Origin of the sequence: Nocardioides sp. Bht2 (assembly GCF_047308515.1) — a bacterium.
GTDB lineage: Bacteria > Actinomycetota > Actinomycetes > Propionibacteriales > Nocardioidaceae > Nocardioides.
Window position 1 is genome coordinate 1 of record NZ_JBLBWI010000019.1, and the last position, 20,905, is coordinate 20,905.

20 protein-coding genes are annotated in these 20,905 nt (G+C 68.3%); 19 read left to right on the forward strand and 1 reads right to left on the reverse strand.

What is annotated here, in order from left to right; all coding sequences use genetic code 11:
• The first annotated feature begins 127 nt into the window (after positions 1–127).
• Positions 128–1,327, forward strand: coding sequence for a tetratricopeptide repeat protein (locus ACLM5J_RS18100; protein WP_413657952.1), 1,200 nt, complete (start codon positions 128–130; stop codon positions 1,325–1,327).
• A gap of 107 nt (positions 1,328–1,434) precedes the next feature.
• On the opposite strand, the gene ACLM5J_RS18105 is transcribed toward ACLM5J_RS18100, so the two are convergent.
• Positions 1,435–2,511 (reverse strand): DUF1015 family protein, encoded by a 1,077-nt coding sequence (locus tag ACLM5J_RS18105; protein ID WP_413657954.1) that lies wholly within the window; start codon positions 2,509–2,511, stop codon positions 1,435–1,437.
• A 72-nt stretch (positions 2,512–2,583) separates the two neighbouring features.
• On the opposite strand from ACLM5J_RS18105, the gene ACLM5J_RS18110 reads away from it, so the two are divergent.
• The 18 genes from ACLM5J_RS18110 to der all read left to right on the forward strand — a co-directional run bounded on the left by ACLM5J_RS18110 (position 2,584) and on the right by der (position 20,787).
• Positions 2,584–3,465: an HAD-IIA family hydrolase gene (locus ACLM5J_RS18110; protein ID WP_413657956.1), complete on the forward strand. Its 882-nt coding sequence runs from the start codon at positions 2,584–2,586 to the stop codon at positions 3,463–3,465.
• On the forward strand, positions 3,462–3,620 hold the full coding sequence (locus ACLM5J_RS18115; RefSeq protein WP_413657958.1) for a hypothetical protein: 159 nt from the start codon (positions 3,462–3,464) through the stop codon (positions 3,618–3,620). Before ACLM5J_RS18110 ends, ACLM5J_RS18115 begins: the two co-directional genes overlap by 4 nt.
• An 11-nt stretch (positions 3,621–3,631) precedes the next feature.
• Complete coding sequence (locus tag ACLM5J_RS18120; protein WP_413657960.1) at positions 3,632–4,495, forward strand: TlyA family RNA methyltransferase; 864 nt, start codon at positions 3,632–3,634, stop codon at positions 4,493–4,495.
• Complete coding sequence (locus ACLM5J_RS18125; protein ID WP_413657962.1) at positions 4,492–5,430, forward strand: NAD kinase; 939 nt, start codon at positions 4,492–4,494, stop codon at positions 5,428–5,430. The genes ACLM5J_RS18120 and ACLM5J_RS18125 overlap by 4 nt, the downstream gene beginning before the upstream one ends.
• On the forward strand, positions 5,427–7,190 hold the full coding sequence (gene recN / locus ACLM5J_RS18130; protein WP_413657964.1) for a DNA repair protein RecN: 1,764 nt from the start codon (positions 5,427–5,429) through the stop codon (positions 7,188–7,190). The genes ACLM5J_RS18125 and recN overlap by 4 nt, the downstream gene beginning before the upstream one ends.
• A 114-nt stretch (positions 7,191–7,304) precedes the next feature.
• Positions 7,305–8,999: a CTP synthase gene (locus ACLM5J_RS18135; RefSeq protein WP_413657966.1), complete on the forward strand. Its 1,695-nt coding sequence runs from the start codon at positions 7,305–7,307 to the stop codon at positions 8,997–8,999.
• Between the two features lie 56 nt (positions 9,000–9,055).
• On the forward strand, positions 9,056–9,649 hold the full coding sequence (locus ACLM5J_RS18140) for an NUDIX domain-containing protein (RefSeq protein WP_413657968.1): 594 nt from the start codon (positions 9,056–9,058) through the stop codon (positions 9,647–9,649).
• 12 nt (positions 9,650–9,661) lie between these two features.
• Complete coding sequence (gene xerD, locus ACLM5J_RS18145) at positions 9,662–10,585, forward strand: site-specific tyrosine recombinase XerD (RefSeq protein ID WP_413658092.1); 924 nt, start codon at positions 9,662–9,664, stop codon at positions 10,583–10,585.
• Positions 10,582–13,134, forward strand: coding sequence for a DEAD/DEAH box helicase (locus ACLM5J_RS18150; protein WP_413657970.1), 2,553 nt, complete (start codon positions 10,582–10,584; stop codon positions 13,132–13,134). Before xerD ends, ACLM5J_RS18150 begins: the two co-directional genes overlap by 4 nt.
• A gap of 126 nt (positions 13,135–13,260) precedes the next feature.
• The gene (locus ACLM5J_RS18155; RefSeq protein ID WP_413657972.1) at positions 13,261–14,166 is read left to right on the forward strand and encodes a ParA family protein; all 906 of its coding nucleotides are present in this window, start codon (positions 13,261–13,263) and stop codon (positions 14,164–14,166) included.
• Positions 14,135–14,572 carry a hypothetical protein gene (locus ACLM5J_RS18160; RefSeq protein WP_413657974.1) on the forward strand — a complete coding sequence of 146 codons (438 nt, stop codon included), beginning with the start codon at positions 14,135–14,137 and terminating at the stop codon, positions 14,570–14,572. Before ACLM5J_RS18155 ends, ACLM5J_RS18160 begins: the two co-directional genes overlap by 32 nt.
• Positions 14,569–15,426 carry a segregation and condensation protein A gene (locus ACLM5J_RS18165; RefSeq protein ID WP_413657976.1) on the forward strand — a complete coding sequence of 286 codons (858 nt, stop codon included), beginning with the start codon at positions 14,569–14,571 and terminating at the stop codon, positions 15,424–15,426. Before ACLM5J_RS18160 ends, ACLM5J_RS18165 begins: the two co-directional genes overlap by 4 nt.
• Positions 15,427–15,494: 68 nt before the next feature.
• Entirely contained in the window at positions 15,495–16,106 is a 612-nt protein-coding gene (scpB, locus tag ACLM5J_RS18170; RefSeq protein WP_413658093.1) for an SMC-Scp complex subunit ScpB, read from the forward strand.
• Positions 16,103–16,861, forward strand: a complete 759-nt coding sequence (locus tag ACLM5J_RS18175) for a pseudouridine synthase (protein ID WP_413657978.1) — start codon at positions 16,103–16,105, stop codon at positions 16,859–16,861. The genes scpB and ACLM5J_RS18175 overlap by 4 nt, the downstream gene beginning before the upstream one ends.
• Before the next feature lie 8 nt (positions 16,862–16,869).
• Positions 16,870–17,925, forward strand: a complete 1,056-nt coding sequence (locus ACLM5J_RS18180) for a prephenate dehydrogenase (protein WP_413657980.1) — start codon at positions 16,870–16,872, stop codon at positions 17,923–17,925.
• Between the two features lie 56 nt (positions 17,926–17,981).
• The gene (gene cmk, locus ACLM5J_RS18185) at positions 17,982–18,653 is read left to right on the forward strand and encodes a (d)CMP kinase (protein WP_413657982.1); all 672 of its coding nucleotides are present in this window, start codon (positions 17,982–17,984) and stop codon (positions 18,651–18,653) included.
• Positions 18,650–19,429 (forward strand): lysophospholipid acyltransferase family protein, encoded by a 780-nt coding sequence (locus ACLM5J_RS18190; RefSeq protein WP_413657984.1) that lies wholly within the window; start codon positions 18,650–18,652, stop codon positions 19,427–19,429. Before cmk ends, ACLM5J_RS18190 begins: the two co-directional genes overlap by 4 nt.
• Positions 19,429–20,787, forward strand: a complete 1,359-nt coding sequence (gene der / locus ACLM5J_RS18195) for a ribosome biogenesis GTPase Der (RefSeq protein ID WP_413657986.1) — start codon at positions 19,429–19,431, stop codon at positions 20,785–20,787. Before ACLM5J_RS18190 ends, der begins: the two co-directional genes overlap by 1 nt.
• Positions 20,788–20,905 lie beyond the last annotated feature (118 nt).

The following is a 20,905-nucleotide window of genomic DNA, read 5'->3' on the forward strand; positions in this document are numbered from 1 at the left end:
CGCCGATGGTACTGCAACCGAGAGGTTGTGGGAGAGTAGGACGCCGCCGGACAATAATTAGCAGCGGGTCGCTCCTTGTGGGCGGCCCGCTGTTGCATTTCGAGCGTGAGGTGAAAGGATGCCCGGTATGGGCAACAGTCAGCGTCCGGGTAACGATCGCAGCGGCTCTTCGTCGCGTGGCGGCAACGGCGGCCGGTCCGGTGGTAGCGGTGGTTCGTCCCGCGGAGGTGCCCCTCGGGGTCGATCCGGCGGTTCCGACGACAGCCGTGGCTACCGCGGTAACAAGGACGGCGGCAAGCCCTACGGGGGCAAGCCGTCCGGTGAGCGTTCCAGCGGCGGCAAGTCGTATGGGAAGCCGAGTGGTGAGCGTTCCGGCAGCGGTAAGCCGTACGGCGAGCGGTCCAGTGGTTCGAAGCCCTACGGCGAGCGCTCCGGTAGTGGTCGTTCCGGCGGGGAAGGTTCCAGCAGTGGACGTCCCTACGTCGGCAAGTCGAGCAGCGGGAGCCGTTCGGACGGCGGCAAGTTCGGTGGTCGCTCCAACGACCGCCGCGACGGCGACCAGCGTCGCGGAGGGGGAGACCGTCCCGGTCGTAAGAACGACTGGTCCCGTCCTCGCGACGAGCAGTTGCCTCGCTCGGAATCGCAGGCACGTTACGACGGTCCGCCGATCCCCGAGGAGATCACCGGGCGTGAGCTTGACCATCAGGTGCTGGCGCAACTGAAGGCGCTGCCGGAGAAGCTGGCCCAGCGCGTCGCACGTCACCTGGTTGCGGCCGGCCTGGTCATCGACTCCGACCCGAAGACCGCCTATGAGCACACGCTCGCGGCGCGCGCCCGTGCTGCTCGGCTCGCGGTCGTCCGTGAAGCCTGTGGCGAAGCGGCCTACGCTGCTGGCGAGTACGCAGAGGCGCTCTCTGAGCTCCGCGCCGCGAAGCGGATGAACGGTGCTACCGCCTACCTGCCGATCATGGCCGACTGCGAGCGGGCGCTGGGGCGTCCGGAGCGGGCTCTCGAACTGGCGAAGCTGCCGTCCGTCGCAAACTTCTCGTCTGAGGCTAAGGCCGAGATGACGATCGTGGAGGCGGGCGCCCGTCAGGACATGGGGCAGTTCGATGCCGCGTTGCGCACCTTGGAGGCCGCGCCGTTGAACTCGAAGTCGCGTTCGTCGTGGGTGGTTCGTCTGCGCTACGCCTACGCCGATGCACTTCTTGCGGCCGGTCGGCCGGCGGATGCGTTGGAGTGGTTCCACCGCACCGAGGCGATTGACGGTGACGAGATCACCGACGCCGGCGCTCGCGCGTCGCGCATCGAGGTCGAACTCGGCTGATTCCTCAGCTTGTGGCCCTGGGTTTCGGAGACGATGCCCAGGGTCATTGCTGATTTCAGCCTGGTTCGACCTAGTCACGTTCGGTCCGGCCACTGTCGGTGACGGTGTCAGTCGACGTCGAGTTGGCGCATCAGTACGCCGAGGTTGGGCTTCGGCTGGAACGAAGTCGCCTTGGCCGGGAGCAGCAGCCCCGAGGTTGCGGAGGCCGCGACCTGGGTGAAGCGGGGTGCGGGTAGGAGCACCGTCACGCCGTGGCCTACCCTGCTGATCGCTTCGCCCGCCGAGTGGTGGAAGGCGATCTTGGCCTCCCCGGCACCCCACGCAGGTATCAACTCCTCATGCAGCCAACGGACGAGCAGGTCGTGGCCGTTCTTCGACTCCAGAGTCGCCCAGTTCGTCCCGTCATGGAGAACCAGTGCATGGTCCAGGTGGGCCAGCGCCGCATGGCTGTTCGGCTGGCTGACGAAGGATTGTCCGGGCTTCAGCGCGGCCCGGACCGCGTCCAGGGTCAGTCGCGGCACGGTCCGGTGGATAGCGCTCAGTTGCAAGGGCGTGTCGTGTTGGTCGACCAGCATCACCAGGGTGCTCGCCCAATCGGTTCCGGGGCATCGCTGAGCGAGTTGCTGGGCGGCCTGGTACCGGTGGTGCCCGTCGGCGATCACCGTCTGTGTGCCGCTGAGTCGGGCGTTGAGCTCGCTGAGCAGGGTGGGGGAGGTGATCCGCCAGATCCGCTGCACCTGGTCGGAACGGTCGGTGTAGACCAGGTCCGGGGGCCGGGCCGCGGTGGTATCGAGGATGGCTCGTAGCTCGGGCTCACCGGCATGCATGAGAAGGATCGGTGCGGGGTTGAGGCTCATCGCTGACATCCGGTCCGCCAACTGGTTGACCTGAGGTGCGTAGGTACCTTCATGGGCGAAGACGCTGTGGCGGACCTGCGCCAGGTCGATGAGCCCGACCAGGCCACGCACCGTGACGCCTGCCGAGGTGTACTCGTGGAGGTAGATCGACGGTTCGGGATCGATCTGCAGGTGGCGGCGTCGTCGCCACTCCAAGAGTCGGCCCGGCACCGACCGATAGGGTCGGGAGATGACCCTCGCCGCCGTGGGGTCTCCGACATGGCTGTCGGTGAGCCGCAGCGCCCGGAAGGGCTGCAAGGCGAACGCCGCCACCGATGCCTGGTCCATTGGGCAGAGCCTAGGTGGCTTCGTAAAGTGCTGGGCTGACCGACGCACCGGCGGTGCAGAAGGAGTGGTGTGGTGAGTGACTCAGCCTGTTCGCTGATCGAACGGTATGACCTGTTGTTGCTCGACCTCGACGGGGTCGTCTATCGGGGTCCAGAGGCGGTGCCAGGGGCACCTGACCAGCTGCTCCGTGCCCGTGACGCGGGCGCCGAGCTTCTGTTCGTCACCAACAACGCAGCCCGTACTCCCGAGCAGGTGGCGCAGCACCTCACCGAATTGGGGATCGTCACCGGGGCGGGTGACGTGGTCACCTCGGCGCAGGCCGCAGCGGGTCTGTTGGCTGCTCGCCTCCCCGCAGGGGCACCGGTCTTCCTGCTCGGCGGCGAAGGTCTACGCGCTGCCTGCCTGGAGGTCGGACTCACACCGGTCACCGACCCCGACGCCGCACCCCAGGCCGTCGTCAGCGGCTTCGGGCCGCAGATGCCCTGGCAACGGGCGATCGATGGGGCGATCCTGATCAACGCCGGGCTGCCGTGGGTCGCCGCGAACACTGATGGCTCCTTTCCCACCGAGCGCGGTCTTGCGCCTGGGCACGGCGCATTGGTGGAGCTGTTGAGCAGGTTCACCGGGGTGACGCCGTCGGTGGCCGGCAAGCCGGACCGTCCGCTCTTCGACGAGGCGCTGCGGCGCTTCCCGGGAGCGCGGGCGCTGATGATCGGTGACCGGTTGGACACCGACATCGCCGGAGCCCGGGCGGCTGGTCTGGACTCTCTGCTCGTGTTGACCGGGGTCGACGATCTGGACGCCGTTGCGGCTGCTCCCCAGTCGCAACGCCCGACCTTCGTCGGCACCGATCTGGGCGCGCTCTTCGAACCGGTCCCGCATCGTGAAGGTGACCAGGCTCCCGCGCGGCTCGGTGCCCTGGCGTCGGAGGGTCGCGGTACGGTGGCGCCATGAACGAGACCGTCGACCCAGCGAGCCCGCAGGAGCTGGTGGCCGCCACCCTTGCGGCCACCGAACAGGTCGATTCCCTGCCACTCGCCGACCACGTGGCAGTCTTCGAAAAGGCTCACGAGCAGCTGCGTAGCGCGCTGGACGCGCCGCGTTCCTAGGAGAGATTTCAGTGCCGCCACGACGCCTACGGCTCGATGCAGAGCTGGTACGGCGCAAGCTCGCCCGTTCCCGTGAGCACGCCTCCGAACTGATCGCAGCCCGGCGGGTCACCGTCAACGGTGCGCTCGCACTCAAACCCGCCACCGGGGTCACCACGGATGTCGCGATCGTCGTCCGGGAGGACTCAGACACCCCTGACTACGTGTCGCGCGGCGGCCACAAGCTGGCCGGCGCGTTGGCGGCCTTCGGGCCTCAGGGCTTCTCCGTATCCGGACGGCGCTGCCTCGACGCCGGGGCATCGACGGGTGGCTTCACCGACGTCCTTCTCCGGGCCGGAGCTGCCGAGGTGGTCGCCGTCGATGTCGGCTATGGACAGTTGGCATGGCAGATCCGTCAGGACCCGAAGGTCCGGGTCCACGACCGCACCAACATCCGTGAACTCACCCCCGAGTTGATCGATGGCCGGGTCGACGTCGTGGTCGGCGACCTCTCCTTCATCTCCCTTCTCCTCGTCTTGGAGCCGATCCTGAGCGTCGTCAACGACGACGCGGACCTTGCCCTGATGGTGAAGCCCCAGTTCGAGGTCGGCAAAGACCGCGTCGGCAAGGGCGGCGTGGTCCGCGACCTGGCCCTGAGAGCCGAAGCGGTGCAGTCGATCGCCGATGCCGCTGCAGCGCGTGGCTGGGGCGCACGTGCCGTCTCGACCAGCCAGTTGCCTGGTCCCTCGGGCAACGTCGAGTTCTTTCTCTGGTTGAAGCGTGGTGAGGCCACGATCGGTGAAGCGGAGATCCGCGCCGAGGTCGAGCGGGGAGTCGTGCCTGTCGAGGCCGAAGCCGAGCAAGCCGCGGGCGAAGATGAGAAGGTGCAGCCGTGAGTGAGCCCCGTCGCGTGTTGCTGCTGACCCATACCGGTCGTGAAGACGCCTGCGAGGTCGCCCGTGAGATGTGTAAGGCCCTGACCGACCACGGCCTGGTCGTGCGGCTGATGGAGTCCGAGGCGATCGTGCTCGGTCTCAGCGCCTCTGCCGAAGCTCCTGTCGTCGAGATCGTCGACAACGACACGGTCCACGCGCGCGGCTGTGAACTGGTCGTCGTGATCGGTGGCGACGGCACCATTCTGCGGGCCGCCGAGCTGACCCACGGCGACGGTACGCCGCTGCTCGGCGTCAATCTGGGCCACGTCGGGTTCCTCGCCGAGGCCGAGTCCGACGCCGTGGAAGACACGATCCGGGCGATCGTCGATCGGGCCTGGACGCCCGAGGACCGGCTCACCGTCGACGTCTCGATCTACCAGGGCAAAGAGCTGGTCGCCAGCACCTTCGCGCTGAACGAGGCGAGTGTCGAGAAGGCAGCCCGGGAGCGGATGCTCGAGCTGGTCGTCGAGATCGATGGTCGTCCGCTCTCCCGGTGGAGCTGCGACGGCGTCGTCTGCGCCACCCCGACCGGTTCCACTGCCTACAACTTCAGCGCTGGTGGTCCGGTCGTATGGCCCGGAGTCGAGGCGCTGCTGATGGTGCCGCTCAGCGCCCACGCCCTCTTCGCGCGCCCGTTGGTGGTCGCCCCGACCTCGACCCTCGCCGTCGAAGTGTTGGCGGGTACCGAGGGGATGGGCGTGCTCTGGTGCGATGGCCGGCGCACCTTCGACCTGCCGCCCGGTGCCCGGATCGAGGTACGCCGCGGCAAGGAGCCGGTCCGGCTGGCCCGACTCCACGAAGCCCCGTTCACCGATCGGCTGGTGGCCAAGTTCGGGCTCTCGGTCGAGGGCTGGCGGGGTGCCAGCGAGCGACGTCGACGAGCAGGTGGCGCATGATTGAAGAGATCCGGATCTCCTCGCTCGGGGTGATCGCCGCGAGCACGCTGGAGCTTGGCCCCGGTCTGACCGTGATCACTGGTGAGACCGGTGCCGGTAAGACGATGGTGGTCACCGCGCTCGGCCTGCTGCTCGGTGGTCGCGCCGACTCCGGTGCTGTCCGTACCGGTGCCAAGAGCGCGCGGGTGGAGGGTGTCGTCGCCGCCTCCGCGCTGCCCGCCTTCCGCGACGCCGTCGAAGAGGCCGGGGGAGAGGTCGAGGACGATCGCGTCCTGCTGGCCCGCAACATCGCTGCAGAGGGCCGTTCGCGCGCCTTCGTCGGAGGGGCGGCGGTACCGATCGCTCAACTCGGCGAGGTCGCCGAGCCCCTGGTCGCCGTCCACGGACAGTCCGACCAGCACCGGTTGCTGCGACCCTCCGCCCAGCGCGAGGCGCTGGACCGTTTCGGCGGAGCCAAGATCGCCAAGCTCCTCAGTCGTTGGCAGAGCGTCTACGAGCAGTTGCGTGCTACCGAGACCGAGTTGGACGACGTCGTCCGCACGGCACGGGAGCGGGCGCAGGAGGCGGACCTGCTCAGGTTCGGTCTCAACGAGATCGAGGCTGTCTCGCCGGTGAGTGGTGAGGACGTCGACCTGGCTGCTGAGGAGTCTCGGCTGGGCTACGCCGACACATTGCGGACCGCCGCCGAGCAGGCCCGCGAAGCGCTCTCCTCCGAGCAGGAGTCCCCGGACGCCCTGGGAGCGGTCTCGGCCGCGCGGCGACTGCTGGACGGCGTCCGTGACCACGACCCGCAGGTAGCGGCTCTGGCCGACCGGCTCGCCGAGGTCAGCTACCTGTTGACCGACACCGCAGCAGACGTCGCGTCCTACGCCAGCGGGATCGACACCGACCCGGCTCGCCTGGCCGTCGTGTCGGAGCGCCGTGCTGCGCTCAGCGCGCTGACCCGTAAGTACGGCGAGACCCTCGACGAGGTGCTTGCCTGGTCGCAACGGTCGGCAACCCGACTCCTCGACCTCGACGGCACCGACGAGCGGATCGAGACGCTGCGGGCCGAGCGGTCCGAACTCCGCGCGCAGGCCGCTGAGGCGGCACAGGCGCTCTCGGCAGCCCGCGCTGCGCTCGCGGTCAGGCTGGGCAAGCAGGTCAGCGACGAGCTCACCCTGCTCGCGATGCCGCACGCCCAGCTCTCGGTCGCGTTGACCCCGTTCAGCGTGCCGGCACCTGACGACGACTCGGTGGCAGGAGCTCCGCTGCGGCTGGCAGATGGCTGGGTCCGCTACCACGCCCACGGCACGGACGACGTGGAGCTGCTGCTGGCCGCCAACACCGGCTCCGAGCCGCGTCCCTTGAACAAGGGTGCTTCCGGCGGTGAGCTGTCCCGGGTGATGCTCGCCCTGGAGGTCGCGCTTGCCGGGACCAGCCCGGTCCCGACCTTCGTGTTCGACGAGGTGGACGCCGGCGTGGGCGGCAAGGCGGCGGTCGAGGTCGGACGTCGTCTCGCCCAGCTCGCGCGGTCCGCACAGGTGCTGGTGGTCACGCACCTGCCCCAGGTAGCCGCGTTCGCGCATCACCATGTGGTGGTGGCCAAGAGCAGCGACGGCACCGTGACCACGTCGGGGTTGAGCCGGCTCGGTGCTGAGGAGCGAGTCCGCGAACTCTCCCGGATGCTGGCCGGTCAGGAGGAGTCCGACACCGCGCTCGCCCACGCCCGCGAACTGTTGGCGAGTGCCCAGGAGGCGATCGGTACCGGTGCTTCCTAGCGGGTACATTCGGCGCGTCGCCGACGCGATGTCGGCGTCTTCGGGATTCGTTGGTAGACTGGAATCCCGTAGCGGACCTGCTTCGAATTGAACGTCTGACCACGGGAGTTAGCCTTGGGCACTGTGCCGACCAAGCACGTCTTCGTTACTGGAGGAGTCGCCTCCTCCCTCGGCAAGGGGCTGACCGCCTCCAGCCTGGGTAGCTTGCTGAAGTCCCGCGGGATGCGGGTCACCATGCAGAAGCTCGACCCGTACCTCAACGTCGACCCCGGCACGATGAACCCGTTCCAGCACGGTGAGGTCTTCGTCACCGAGGACGGCGCCGAGACCGACCTCGACATCGGTCACTACGAGCGCTTCCTGGACACCGATCTCAACCAGATCGCGAACGTGACCACCGGTCAGGTCTACTCGACCGTGATCGCGAAGGAGCGTCGGGGCGACTACCTCGGCGACACCGTCCAGGTGATCCCGCACATCACCAACGAGATCAAGGACCGGATCCTCGCCATGGGCGGCGAGGATATCGACGTCGTGATCACCGAGGTCGGTGGCACCGTCGGTGACATCGAGTCGCTGCCGTTCCTGGAGGCTGCCCGTCAGGTGCGCCACGAGATCGGCCGGGACAACTGCTTCTTCATCCACGTCTCGCTGGTGCCCTACATCGGCCCGTCGGGTGAGCTGAAGACCAAGCCGACCCAGCACTCGGTCGCCGCGCTGCGTCAGGTGGGTCTGCTCCCGGACGCCATCGTCTGCCGTTCCGACCGCGAGCTGCCCGAGAGCATCAAGAAGAAGATCGCGCTGATGTGCGACGTCGACGTCGAGGCCGTGATCAACTGCGCCGACGCCCCGTCGATCTACGACATCCCCAAGGTGCTGCACCGCGAAGGCCTGGACGCCTACCTAGTCCGTCGCCTCGACCTGCCCTTCCGTGACGTGGACTGGACGACCTGGGACGACCTGCTCCGCCGGGTCCACCACCCGAAGGAAGAGGTCACCATCGGTCTGGTCGGCAAGTACATCGACCTTCCCGACGCCTACCTCTCGGTCGCCGAGGCGCTGCGGGCGGGCGGTTTCGCCAACGAGGCCAAGGTCAAGCTCCGCTGGATCCAGTCCGACGACTGCGAGACCCCGGCGGGTGCCGCCCGTGCCCTGGCCGACGTCGACGCGGTCTGCGTGCCCGGCGGCTTCGGTATCCGCGGCATCGAAGGCAAGCTCGGTGCGCTGGAGTACACCCGGACCCACCAGATCCCGACGCTGGGTCTCTGCCTGGGCCTGCAGTGCATGGTCATCGAGTACGCGCGCAACGTCGCCGGGATCGAGAAGGCAGGTTCGACCGAGTTCGACCCGACCACGGCCGAGCCGGTGATCTCGACGATCGAGGAGCAGAAGAAGTTCGTCGAGGGCGCAGGCGACCTGGGCGGCACGATGCGTCTCGGTGCTCAGAACGCGACCCTGGTCGCCGGTTCGGTGGCCAGCAAGGCGTACGGCGGCGCGACCACCGTCTCGGAGCGTCACCGTCACCGCTACGAGTTCAACGACCTCTACCGCGAGCGCTTGGAGCAGGCCGGTCTGGTCTTCTCCGGCACCAATCCGGACAACGGGCTGGTGGAGTTCGTCGAGCTTCCGGCCGACGTGCACCCGTACTACGTCTCCACGCAGGCGCACCCGGAGCTCAAGTCGCGCCCGACCCGGCCGCACCCGCTCTTCGCCGGGCTGATCGCGGCAGCGATCGAGCGGCAGCGCGAGCTCCGCTTCCCGTTGGACGAGTCGGGGCTGCACCGTCCCGACAACGACGAGCAGGACTGAACCCGGTACTGGTGACCGCCGCCCGAACAGTCGGCGGTCACCGGTAGGTTCGTGCCATGTCGATGTTGCGTGACGTCCCCGAGTCCTGGCCGGTCGAGTCGCGTACCGATCTACACCGTGACGACTGGGTCGTCGCCTTCCGTTCCGACCAGATCCGGTCGCCGCACGAACCCGACGCCGGCTCCTTCCGTCGTCTCGTCGTCGAGCACCCGGGAGCGGCTGTGGCAGTCGCGGTGGATGCCGACGACAACATCCTCTGCCTGAGGCAGTACCGGCACCCGGCGCAGATGCGGTTCGTCGAGTTCCCAGCCGGCGTCTGCGACATCGCGGGCGAGGATCCCCTCGAGGTCGCGATCCGTGAGCTCCGTGAAGAGGCGGAGTTGAAGGCTGAGCGTTGGAGCCACCTGATCTCGGTCTGGTCCAGCCCCGGCATCTCCGCCGAACAACACCACATCTACCTCGCCGAGGGGCTCTCGGAAGCCTCCCGCGGTGACTTCGAGATGCATCATGAGGAGGCGGACATGGAGACCCTCTGGGTTCCCTACGCCGAGCTGCTCGACGGCGTACTGGCCGGCCGCATCACCGATGGCCCCGTTGCGCTGGCCGTGCTCACGATCGCTGCGCGCCGCGCGCGAGCTACCGAGGGCTGAGCCCTGAGCACCCTGTCGCCGCTGACCCGCCAACTCCGGACCTATCTCGACCATCTCAGCGTCGAGCGGGGCCTGGCCGACAACACACTGACCTCCTATCGGCGCGACCTGCGGCGCTATCAGGCGTTCCTGATCGAGCACGGAGTCGAGTCGTTGGCCGGAGTGGGGGAGCAGCTCGTCGCCGCTTTCCTGATGCGCCTGCGCGAAGGAGACGCCGACCACCCGCCACTCGGCTCGACGTCGGCGGCGCGGACGGTGGTCGCCGTGCGCGGGTGGCACAAGTTCGCTGTCCGGGAAGGGATCACCGAGCACGACCCCGCGACAGCGGTGAAGCCGCCGACGCCGGCGAAACGGCTCCCGAAGGCGTTGCCGCTCTCCGACGTCGAGGCGATCCTGGAGGCGGCCGGGTCACCGGAGACGCTGCTGTCACGGCGGGACCGCGCGCTGCTGGAGTTGCTCTACGGCACCGGGGCTCGGATCTCCGAGGCAGTCGGACTCGACGTCGACGACATCGATCTGGAGCACGGTACGGTCAAGCTGCATGGCAAGGGCGGCAAGGAGCGTCTGGTGCCGATCGGCTCCTACGCCCGTGACGCTGTTGCCGCCTATCTGACCAGCTCCCGCCCGGAGTTGGTCACGGTGAAGACGCCCGGCGGCGCCCTCTTCCTCAACGCGCGAGGCGGCCGGCTTTCGCGGCAGAGCGCCTGGACCGTCCTGGTCAAGAGCGCCGATCGCGCCGGCGTCACCCGAGACGTTTCTCCCCACACCCTGCGGCACTCGTTCGCAACCCATCTCCTCGACGGCGGTGCCGACGTCCGGGTGGTCCAGGAACTACTGGGCCATGCCTCGGTCACCACCACCCAGGTCTACACCCTGGTCACCGTCGACAACCTGCGCGAAGTGTTCGCCACCGCGCATCCGAGGGCACGCCGATGAAGAATCTTGGTCAACGCATCCTGGGCACCGACCCGGACACCGTCTACAGCGAGTTCGCGAGTTGGGCCGCAGATCAGGGCCTGAGCCTCTATCCGCACCAGGACGAGGCGATCATCGAGCTGCTCAGCGGCAACAACGTGATCCTGGCGACGCCGACGGGCTCCGGCAAGTCGATGGTGGCCACAGCCGCGCAGTACTTCGCGCTCTGTGGCGATCGGGTCAGCTTCTACACCGCGCCGATCAAGGCGCTGGTCAGCGAGAAGTTCTTCGCGCTCTGCGAGGCGTTCGGCGCTGAGAACGTCGGCATGTTGACCGGTGACGCGGCGGTCAACGCCGACGCCCCCATCATCTGCTGCACCGCGGAGATCCTGGCCAACATCGCGCTGCGCGAGGGCGCCGACGCCGACGTCGGTCTGGTGGTGATGGACGAGTTCCACTACTACTCCGAGTTCGACCGCGGTTGGGCCTGGCAGGTTCCCCTGCTCGCCTTGCCGCAGGCGCAGTTCCTGCTGATGTCGGCGACCCTGGGCGACGTCAGTTTCTTCCTTGAGGACATGACCCGGCGCAACGGCCGTGACTCGGTCCTGGTCGATGACGCCGAACGTCCGGTGCCGCTCTCGTTCTCCTGGTCCTTGAACCCGCTCAACGAGACCCTCGACGAGTTGGTGGCGACCAAGCAGGTCCCCGCCTACGTCGTCCACTTCACCCAGAAGGACGCCGTCGAGCACGCGAAGACCTTGCTCACCTCGAAGCTGGTCACTCGCGGCGAGAAGGATGAGATCGCCGAGGAGATCGGGGCGTTCCGGTTCGGCGCGGGGTTCGGACGCACCCTGTCGAAGCTGCTGCGCAACGGCGTCGGTGTGCACCACGCGGGGATGTTGCCCAAGTACCGGCGTCTCGTTGAGCAGTTGGCCCAGCGGGGTCTGCTCAAGGTGGTCTGCGGTACCGACACCCTTGGCGTCGGGATCAACGTGCCGATCCGGACCGTCCTCTTCACCGGTCTCGCGAAGTTCGACGGCAGCAAACAGCGGATCCTGCGCACCCGTGAGTTCCAGCAGATCGCCGGGCGCGCTGGTCGGGCCGGCTACGACACGGCCGGCTACGTCGTCGTCCAGGCGCCTGAGCACGTGATCGAGAACGAGAAGGCGAAGGCCAAGGCGGCAGCCAAGAACGCCGCCAACCCGAAGAAGAACAGCAAGGCCCAGTTGAAGCGCGCCCCGGAGGGCTCGGTGGTCTGGACCGAGCAGACCTTCACCAAGCTGGTGGAGGGCAAGCCTGAGCAGTTGGTCTCGCGGATGAAGGTCGACAACGCGATGCTGCTCAACGTGGTGGCCCGGGAGACCGACGCCTTCGCGGTACTGCGTGATCTCCTCGGCGACAACCACGACGATCCGCGCCAGCGGGTGAAGCTGATCCGCCGTGCCCTGCGGCTCGCCCGTTCGCTGGTCCACTCGGGCGTCCTGGCCCGGCTCGACGAGGTCGACGAGTTCGGACGCCGCTACGTGCTGACCGAGGCACTGCCCGAGGACTTCGCGCTGAACCAGCCCTTGGCGCACTTCGCATTGGAGGCACTCGACGTCCTGGATCCGGAGAGCCCCGAGTACACCCTCGACGTGGTCTCGGTGATGGAGGCGGTCCTCGACTCGCCGCGCCAGATCCTCTTCGCCCAGCAGCGGGCGGCGCGGGGCGAGGCGATCGCCGAGATGAAGGCCGACGGTATCGAGTACGAGGAGCGGATGGCGCTGCTCGAGGAGATCAGCTGGCCGCAGCCGTTGGCCGAACTCCTCGGCGCCACCTACGAGATCTACCGTGGACGCCACCCCTGGCTCCCCGAGGACGGCTTGGAACCCAAGTCGATCGTCCGCGAGATGTTCGAACAGGGCTACAGCTTCACCGAGTTCGTCAGCCGCTACGACCTGGCCCGTGGCGAGGGTCTGGTGCTGCGCTACCTCACGGACGCCTACCGCACGTTGCGGCACACGGTCCCCGAGCAGCACCGCACCGAGCAGTTCGAGGAGCTGTTGGAGTGGCTCGGCGAGAGCGTCCGCCAGACCGACTCCAGCCTGCTCGACGAGTGGGAGGCGTTGACCGATCCCGATCGGGTCGCCGAAGCGGCGGCGCAGGGTGCGCCTCCGCCGCCGCGTCCCCTCTCGGAGCGGGAGCGCGCCTTCGGCGTGATGATCCGTAACGCGATGTGGCGCCGGGTGGAGCTCTGCGCCCGTGACGACATCGACGGTTTGATGCGGGGCGAGCGGGCGACCGCCGATCTCTTCGATCCGCCGCGCGAGGTGGAGATGACCCGCACTAGGTGGGACAACGCGTTGGAGGCCTACTACGCCGAACACGACGAGATCCGCACCGACGCCGACGCCCACGGCCCGAGCTACCTGCATATCGAGCGGAACGGCCGGAGCTGGCAGGTCCGGCAGACGTTGGCGGACCCGGACGACAACCGGGATTGGGTGATCGAGGCGGTCGTCGACCTCGACGCGAGCGACGAGTTGGGGGAGGCCGTGGTCACGGTCACCGACTTCCGGCGATGGGATTGACCTCTCACCTCCCCGCAAAAGGGACCACCCGCCTTGTTCCGGGTCGGCCCCGAGCCCTACAGTCAGGCGCAGACGCGACCACAAGTCGCCGTGTCGACAATCCGATGAGTGAGAGACGAGCACCCTGTGAGTGATCCCATCCCCTTCCCGGTACCGAGCCAGGCCAATCACGAGCCCGAGATCGGACCGACGGGGAGGCCGATGCCGGAGATCCCCGAGCCGCGGGTGTTGACCTCGCACGGCCCGGCCCGCGTGATCGCCATGTGCAACCAGAAGGGTGGCGTCGGCAAGACCACGACGACCATCAACCTGGGTGCGGCGCTCGCCGAGCTCGGCCGCAAGGTGCTGCTGGTCGACTTCGACCCGCAGGGCTCGCTCTCCGTCGGGCTGGGGCTCAACCCGCACGAGATGGAGCTCTCGGTCTACAACCTGCTGATGGACCGCGAGACGACCTTCGACGAGGTTGTCGTCGAGTCCGGTGTCGAGGGCGTCGATCTGCTCCCGTCGAACATCGACCTCTCCGCTGCAGAGGTCCAGTTGGTGCACGAGGTCGCCCGCGAACAGACCCTGCAGCGGGTGCTGGCTCCGGCGATCGACCAGTACGACGTGATCCTGATCGACTGCCAGCCCTCGTTGGGTCTGTTGACCGTCAACGCGTTGACCGCATCCGACGGCGTCATCGTTCCGCTGGAGTGCGAGTACTTCGCGCTGCGCGGTGTGGCTCTGCTGAAGACCACGATCGACAAGGTGCAGGAGCGGCTCAACCCGCGCCTTGAGATCGACGGCGTGCTGGGCACCATGTTCGACGGACGCACCCTGCACAGCCGCGAGGTGATGGAGCGGCTGGTCCAGGCCTGGGGCGACAAGGTCTTCCACACCGTGATCCGACGCACCGTGAAGTTCTCCGACTCCACTGTGGCCGGTGAGCCGATCACCAGCTACGCCTCCAGCTCCGCTGGCGCGGCGTCGTACCGCCTGCTGGCCAAGGAGGTGCTGGCACGTGTCGAGACGGGTGAGCCTGCCCGCGGCTGACGATCTCTTCCGGCCGACCGCGCCCGCTGCCCAACCGAGCATCGCGGAGCCGGAGGCCGAACTCGCGAAGCCACGCGCCGCCAAGCGACCGGCCAAGGCCGCCGCACCGAAACGCGCCGCGAAGACCGCCGCAGCACCGGCTGCGTCGCCGTCGGCTGATGCGGTCGAGGCGGAGTCTGCACCCCGTCGTACCAGCGGACGGGTCCGCCACGACGAGAAGATGACGGTCTACATCACTTCGGACGAGCTGATGGACCTGGAGCACGCCCGCTTGTCGCTGCGCCGTACCCACGGCCTGGCTGTGGACCGCGGTCGGTTGGTCCGCCAGGCGATCGCGCTGGCGTTGGCCGACCTGGAGGCGCACGGAGAGGACAGCCCGTTGGTCCAGCGCCTGCGGGAGACGTGAGCACCGAGGCGACCCCCGAGCTCGCCGAGGGCGGCGAACAGAGCGCCGGCTTCGCGGTCCGGCTCGCCAACTTCGAGGGGCCGTTCGACCTGCTGCTGAACCTGATCGCCAAGCACAAACTCGACATCACCGAGGTGGCGCTCTCCCAGGTCACCGACGAGTTCATCGCCCACGTCAAGGCCGGGGGACCGGTCTGGGATCTGGAGCAGACGACCTCGTTCCTCCTGGTCGCGGCCACGTTGCTCGACCTCAAAGCAGCCCGTCTGTTGCCCCAGGGCGACGTCGAGGACGAAGAGGACCTGGCGCTGCTGGAGGCGCGGGACCTACTCTTCGCTCGGCTGTTGCAGTACCGCGCCTTCAAGCAGGTGGCCGCCGTCTTCGAGCGTCGCCTCGACGACGAGACCCGGCGGCACCCCCGCTCGGTCGGCCTCGAGGACCGATTCGCCAGCCTGCTGCCGGAGGTACTGATCGGGGTCGGCCTGGAGCGGTTCGCCCAGTTGGCGGCGAAGGCGCTGACGCCGAAGCCCGTTCTGGAGTTCACCCTGCACCACATCCATGCGCCGGCAGTCTCGGTCAAGGAGCAGGCAGCGGTCGTGGTCGACCGGCTCCGCCGCCAAGGCACGATCACCTTCCGCGCCCTCTCCGGCGACTCGCCGGACATCTTGACCACTGTCGCGCGGTTCCTGGCATTGCTGGAGCTCTTCCGGGAAGGTGCGGTCACCTTCGACCAGGTGACGCCGCTCGGCGAGCTGACGATCCGGTGGACCGGTGGCGAGCAGGATTTCGAGATCGACGACGAGTTCGACGGCACCACCGAGGCCGCGCCGGACGAAGCTGAACAGGAGCTGGAGTGAACGACGCAGTCACGCCCGAGAACGAGCCTGAGCGTGTGGAGTTGCGCCCCGCCCTTGAAGCGCTGCTGATGATCGCCGACCAGCCGTTGGACGAACTCATCCTGGCGGCTGCCGTCGGCTACCCGCCGGCCGAGGTCGCGTTCGCGCTGAACGAGCTGGCTCAGGAGTACACGGCCGCGGGTCGCGGCTTCGAGCTCCGCAACGTTGCCGGCGGCTGGCGCTACTACACCCGCGAGGAGTACTCGGCCGTCGTCGAGGCCTTCGTCCTGGAAGGGCAGACCGCACGGCTGACGCAGGCCGCGTTGGAGACGTTGGCCGTGGTCGCCTACAAGCAACCGGTCAGCCGGGCCCGGGTGTCGGCGATCCGAGGCGTCAACGTCGACGGTGTGATGCGTACCCTGCTCGGGCGCGGTCTGGTGGAGGAGGCCGGGAGCGACGACGAGACAGGTGCGAACCTGTACCGCACCACCAGCTATTTCCTGGAACGGATCGGCGTCACCTCTCTCGACGACCTTCCCGAACTGGCGCCCTATCTGCCGGACATGGAAGAGATCGAAGAGGACCTGGCCGCCTTCGGCGCTCAGACCGCCGCAGGCCTGCACGGCCAGGACAGCACGACCAGCACCGAGAGCACTGAAGCGGCCCAGACCGAGGCCGCCCCGAACGGAGAACCAACGTGAGCATCGAAGTCGACGACGAGGGCCTGATCCGGCTGCAGAAACTGCTGGCCCAATCAGGCGTCGCGTCACGACGCAAGTGTGAAGAACTGATGCTCGACGGCCTGGTCGAGGTCGACGGGGAGGTCGTCACCCGGCTCGGCACGAAGGTCGACCCGACCACGGCGGTGATCCGGGTCGACGGCCGACGTCTGCCCCCGATCAGCCCCAACGTCTACCTGGTGTTGAACAAGCCGCGTGGCGTCGTCTCCACGATGTCGGACCCGCAGGGACGCCGGACGATCAGCGACCTGGTCGCCGATCGCCCGGAGCGGCTCTTCCACGTGGGCCGTCTGGACACCGACACCACCGGGCTTCTGCTGCTGACCAACGACGGCGAGTTCGCGCACCGGATGGCGCATCCCTCCTACGAGGTCTACAAGACGTACGTGGCCGAGGTCTCGGGCAAGGTCGACCGCGCGGTGCTCGACCGGCTCAAGGCCGGCGTCACCCTGGAGGACGGCCCGGTCGAGGTGCAGCGGGTCAAGGTCCTCTCCACGACCGGCCACGGCGACAAAGCCCGCAGCATCGTCGAGCTGGTCATCCACGAGGGTCGCAACCGGATCGTCCGGCGGCTGCTCGACCAGGTCGGCCACCCGGTCCTTCAGCTGACCCGCACCGCGTTCGGCCCGGTGAAGCTGGACCGGCTCGGCGTCGGCGAGCTGCGCGATCTGACCAACGCCGAACTCGGCAAGCTGCTCGACGCGGCGCAGTTGTGAGCGGGCAGTTGAAAGGTCCCGTCCTCGTTGTCGGGACAGGCCTGCTCGGTACCTCTGTCGCGCTCGCCTGCAAGCAGCGCGGCGTCGAGGTGCTACTGCGCGACGTCGCCCCGGAGCACGTCCGCACGGCTAGCGGGCTGGGCGCGGGGAAGCCGGACGACGGCTCCGCTGCACAACTCGTCGTCGTCGCGGTGCCGCCCGACCATCTCGGGGCCGAGATCGCAGCAGCGCTCGCCGGGAGTGCTGCGGTGGTCACCGACGTCGGTAGCGTGAAGTCGCAGCCGCTCGCCCAACTCGCCGCGCTCGGCGTCGGCGACCTGAAGCGGTACGTGGGCTCGCACCCGATGGCGGGCAGTGAGCGCTCCGGTCCGTTGGCCGCCTCCGCGACCCTCTTCGAAGGGCGTCCGTGGGCTATCACCGCACACGCCGACGCTGCCCCCGAGGCCATCGCCCTGGTCCGGGAGTTGATCGAACTCTGTGGCGCGGTTCCGGTCGAGCTGTCGCCGGCCGACCATGACCGGGCCGTCGCTCGGGTCTCGCACCTTCCTCAACTCATGTCGTCGCTGGTGGCCGGGCGGCTGGCCGCGGCGCCCAGCACCCATCTCGCGTTGGCTGGTCAGGGCGTGCGGGACGTGACCCGGATAGCCGGGAGCGACCCCACCCTGTGGAAGCAGATCATCACGGCCAACGCCGACGCCGTACTCGCCGTCCTCGACGAGATGAAGGAGCGGCTGGAGCGGCTGCGGGGTTCCGTCGCGGAGGCGGATGCCGAGGCGATCGCGAGCCTGCTTGCGGAAGGCGTCGCCGGTACCGCGGCGATCCCGGCTAAGCACGGTGGCGTGGCTCGTCCGATGGCGTCGGTCTTCGTCTCGCTGCCTGACCAGGCGGGCGAGTTGGCACGGCTCTTCGCGCACGTCGGCACGCTGGGGGTCAGCATCGAGGACGTCCACATCGACCACGATCCCGGCCGCCCGGTGGGTCTGGTGGAGCTCGTCGTCGAAGCCTGTGAAGCGGAGACCTTGGTGACTTCGTTGACCGAGCACGGCTGGTCGGTTCATCCGTAGGCGGGTTGCTCGGTAGGCTGACGCCGACCGTCGTCCCCCGAGGGAAGCAGGAAACCTTGACCAGCAGCGCCACCCGTTCGATCGTGATCGCACTGGACGGACCCTCGGGTTCGGGCAAGTCCAGCACGTCGCGGGGCGTCGCCAAGCGGCTCGGGTTGCGGTACCTGGACACGGGTGCCATGTTCCGGGCGATGACGTGGTGGATGCTGGAGAACGGCGTCGACCTGCATGACGCTGCTGCGGTGGCGGCCGCGGCAGCTCGCCCCGACATCGTCTCGGGTACCGACCCTGAGGCGCCCACGATCAGTGTCGACGGCGTCGACGTGGCCGAAGCCATCCGGGGGAGCGCCGTGACCGGCGCGGTGAGCCCGGTCAGCGCCGTCCCTGAGGTGCGAGCTCGGCTGCTGGAGCTGCAGCGCGCGGCGATCGGCGAGGGCGGGATCGTCGTCGAGGGTCGCGATATCGGTTCGGTGGTCTGGCCCCAGGCCGAGGTCAAGCTCTACCTGACCGCTGACGCCGGAGCGCGCGCCGCACGTCGGGCGTTGGAGGAGGGCGGCAGCGACCTGGCCGCGACGGAGGCTTCGCTGTTGGCCCGCGACAAGATCGACTCGACCCGCGCCACCGCGCCACTGACGATGCCCGAGGGTGCTCAGCACATCGACACCACGCCCTACACGTTGGACGAGGTCATCGATCAGGTGGTGGCTCTCGCGGAGAGTATCGGATGAGCGCCTCCGGCAGTGTGGCGCCGTTGACTGGCGCCATCCTGCCGCGGACCGACGGCGTGAAGTTGCCGCCTCGGTTCATGCTGCACGGCTTGCGGCCCCTGGCCCGCTGGCTGGTGCAACGGCGCTACCCGGTGCGGGTCCACGGCGCCGATCAGGTCCCCTCCTCCGGAGCGGTGATCCTGGCCGCCAACCACATCGGGGTGATCGATGGCCCGTTGCTGGCCATCTTCAGCCCGCGTCCGGTCCATGCGCTCACCAAGATCGAGATGTTCCGAGGCAAGCTGGGCCGGTTCTTGGCCTGGTCGGGTCAGGTCCCGTTGGATCGGTTCCACTACGACCCGGCCGCGATCAAGTCGTGTGTCGCGATCCTGCGGGCGCAACGCACAGTAGGAATCTTCCCTGAGGGCACTCGGGGGGCCGGCGACCTGGAGCTCGACCGGTTCCATCGTGGCGCTGCCTATCTGGCCCTGGTCAGTGGTGCGCCGGTGGTGCCGGTGATCTTCTTCGGCACCCGCGCCCCGGGCGCTGGCGGTAGCTCGTTGCCACCGCGGCCGGGGGTTGTCGATATGGTGTACGGGACGCCCTTCCAGGTTCCGGCCGTCGCGTGGCCACGGACCCGGGAACAAGTCGAGGACACCAATGCGTTGTTGCAAGCGCACATGTCTATGTGCCTAGCACGTGCGCGCGTCCTGACCGGACGCGAGCTACCAGGCCCTCTCCCTGAGGGCGAACACCCCGATGGCGATCCTGACCGGGCGCCCGGACGAGGAGCATGATGAGCGAGTACGACGTTTCCACCGACGAGGCCCCGGCCGGGCCTGTGCCGGTGCTGGCGGTGGTCGGCCGCCCCAACGTCGGGAAGTCCACGCTGGTCAACCGCATCATCGGACGCCGCGAAGCTGTCGTCGAGGACCGTCCGGGCGTCACCCGTGACCGGGTCTCCTATGACGCGTCGTGGAACGGTCGCGCGTTCACCGTGGTCGACACCGGCGGTTGGGACCCGGACGCGCGTGGTCTGGCCGAGCGGATCCGCGCCCAGGCCGAGATCGCGGTCTCCCTGGCCGACGCCGTCCTCTTCGTGGTCGACGCCACCGTCGGCATCACCGACGCCGACGAGGCAGTCGTGAAGATCCTTCGCAAGGCCGGCAAGCCGGTCGTGCTGGCCGCCAACAAGGTGGACGCACAGCACCTGGAGGGGGAGGCCTACGGTCTCTGGAACCTTGGTCTCGGCGAGCCGCACCCGATCTCCGCGGCCCACGGCCGTGGCACCGGCGACCTGCTGGACGCCGTCCTGGAGGCCCTGCCGGAGACTCCGGAGGAGTCGTACACCGAGGTCGGTGGCCCGCGCCGGATCGCCCTGGTCGGTAAGCCGAACGTAGGCAAGTCGTCGCTGCTCAACCGGCTCGCCGGTGAAGAGCGCGTCGTCGTCGACAACGTTGCCGGTACCACCGTCGACCCGGTAGATGAACTGATCGATCTGGGTGGCGACGTCTGGCGATTCATCGACACCGCGGGTATCCGTAAGCGGGTCAAGGAGGCGTCGGGGCACGAGTACTACGCCTCGCTGCGTACTGCGGGCGCGATCGAGCGTGCCGAGGTGGCAGTGCTTTTGATCGATGCGTCGCAGTCGATCTCTGAGCAGGACCTGCGGATCGTGCAGAGCGTGCGCGAGACGGGCAGGGCACTGGTGATCGTCTTCAACAAGTGGGACCTCGTCGACGACGAGCGTCGCTACTACCTGGATCGTGAGATCGATCGCGAGTTGGTCCAGGTGCAGTGGGCGCCGCGGATCAACCTGACGGCGCGGACCGGTTGGCACATCGACCGTCTGGTCCCGGCGTTGAACCGTGCGATCGAGGGCTGGGAGACCCGGATCTCGACCGGTGCGCTGAACGCGTTCCTGGGTCGTCTGGTGCAGGAGCACCCGCACCCGGTCCGCGGCGGTAAGCAGCCGAAGATCCTCTTCGGCACCCAGGCCCAGACGGCGCCGCCGACGTTCATCCTCTTCACCTCCGGCAAGCTGGACGCCGGCTACGAGCGCTTCATCGAGCGTCGTCTGCGTGAGGAGTTCGGCTTCGTAGGCACGCCGATCGAGCTTCAGGTCCGTCCGCGTGAGAAGCGCAAGCGGGTCTGATCGCTTAGCACGACCTCTGAGTACCCGGCACTAGCTGGCCCGCAGGCCAACTGGTGCCGGGTACTCGTCTTTGTCGGCAACCCTTCTCGGTGGTGCCGGGACGGGGGAGGGTAGGGGC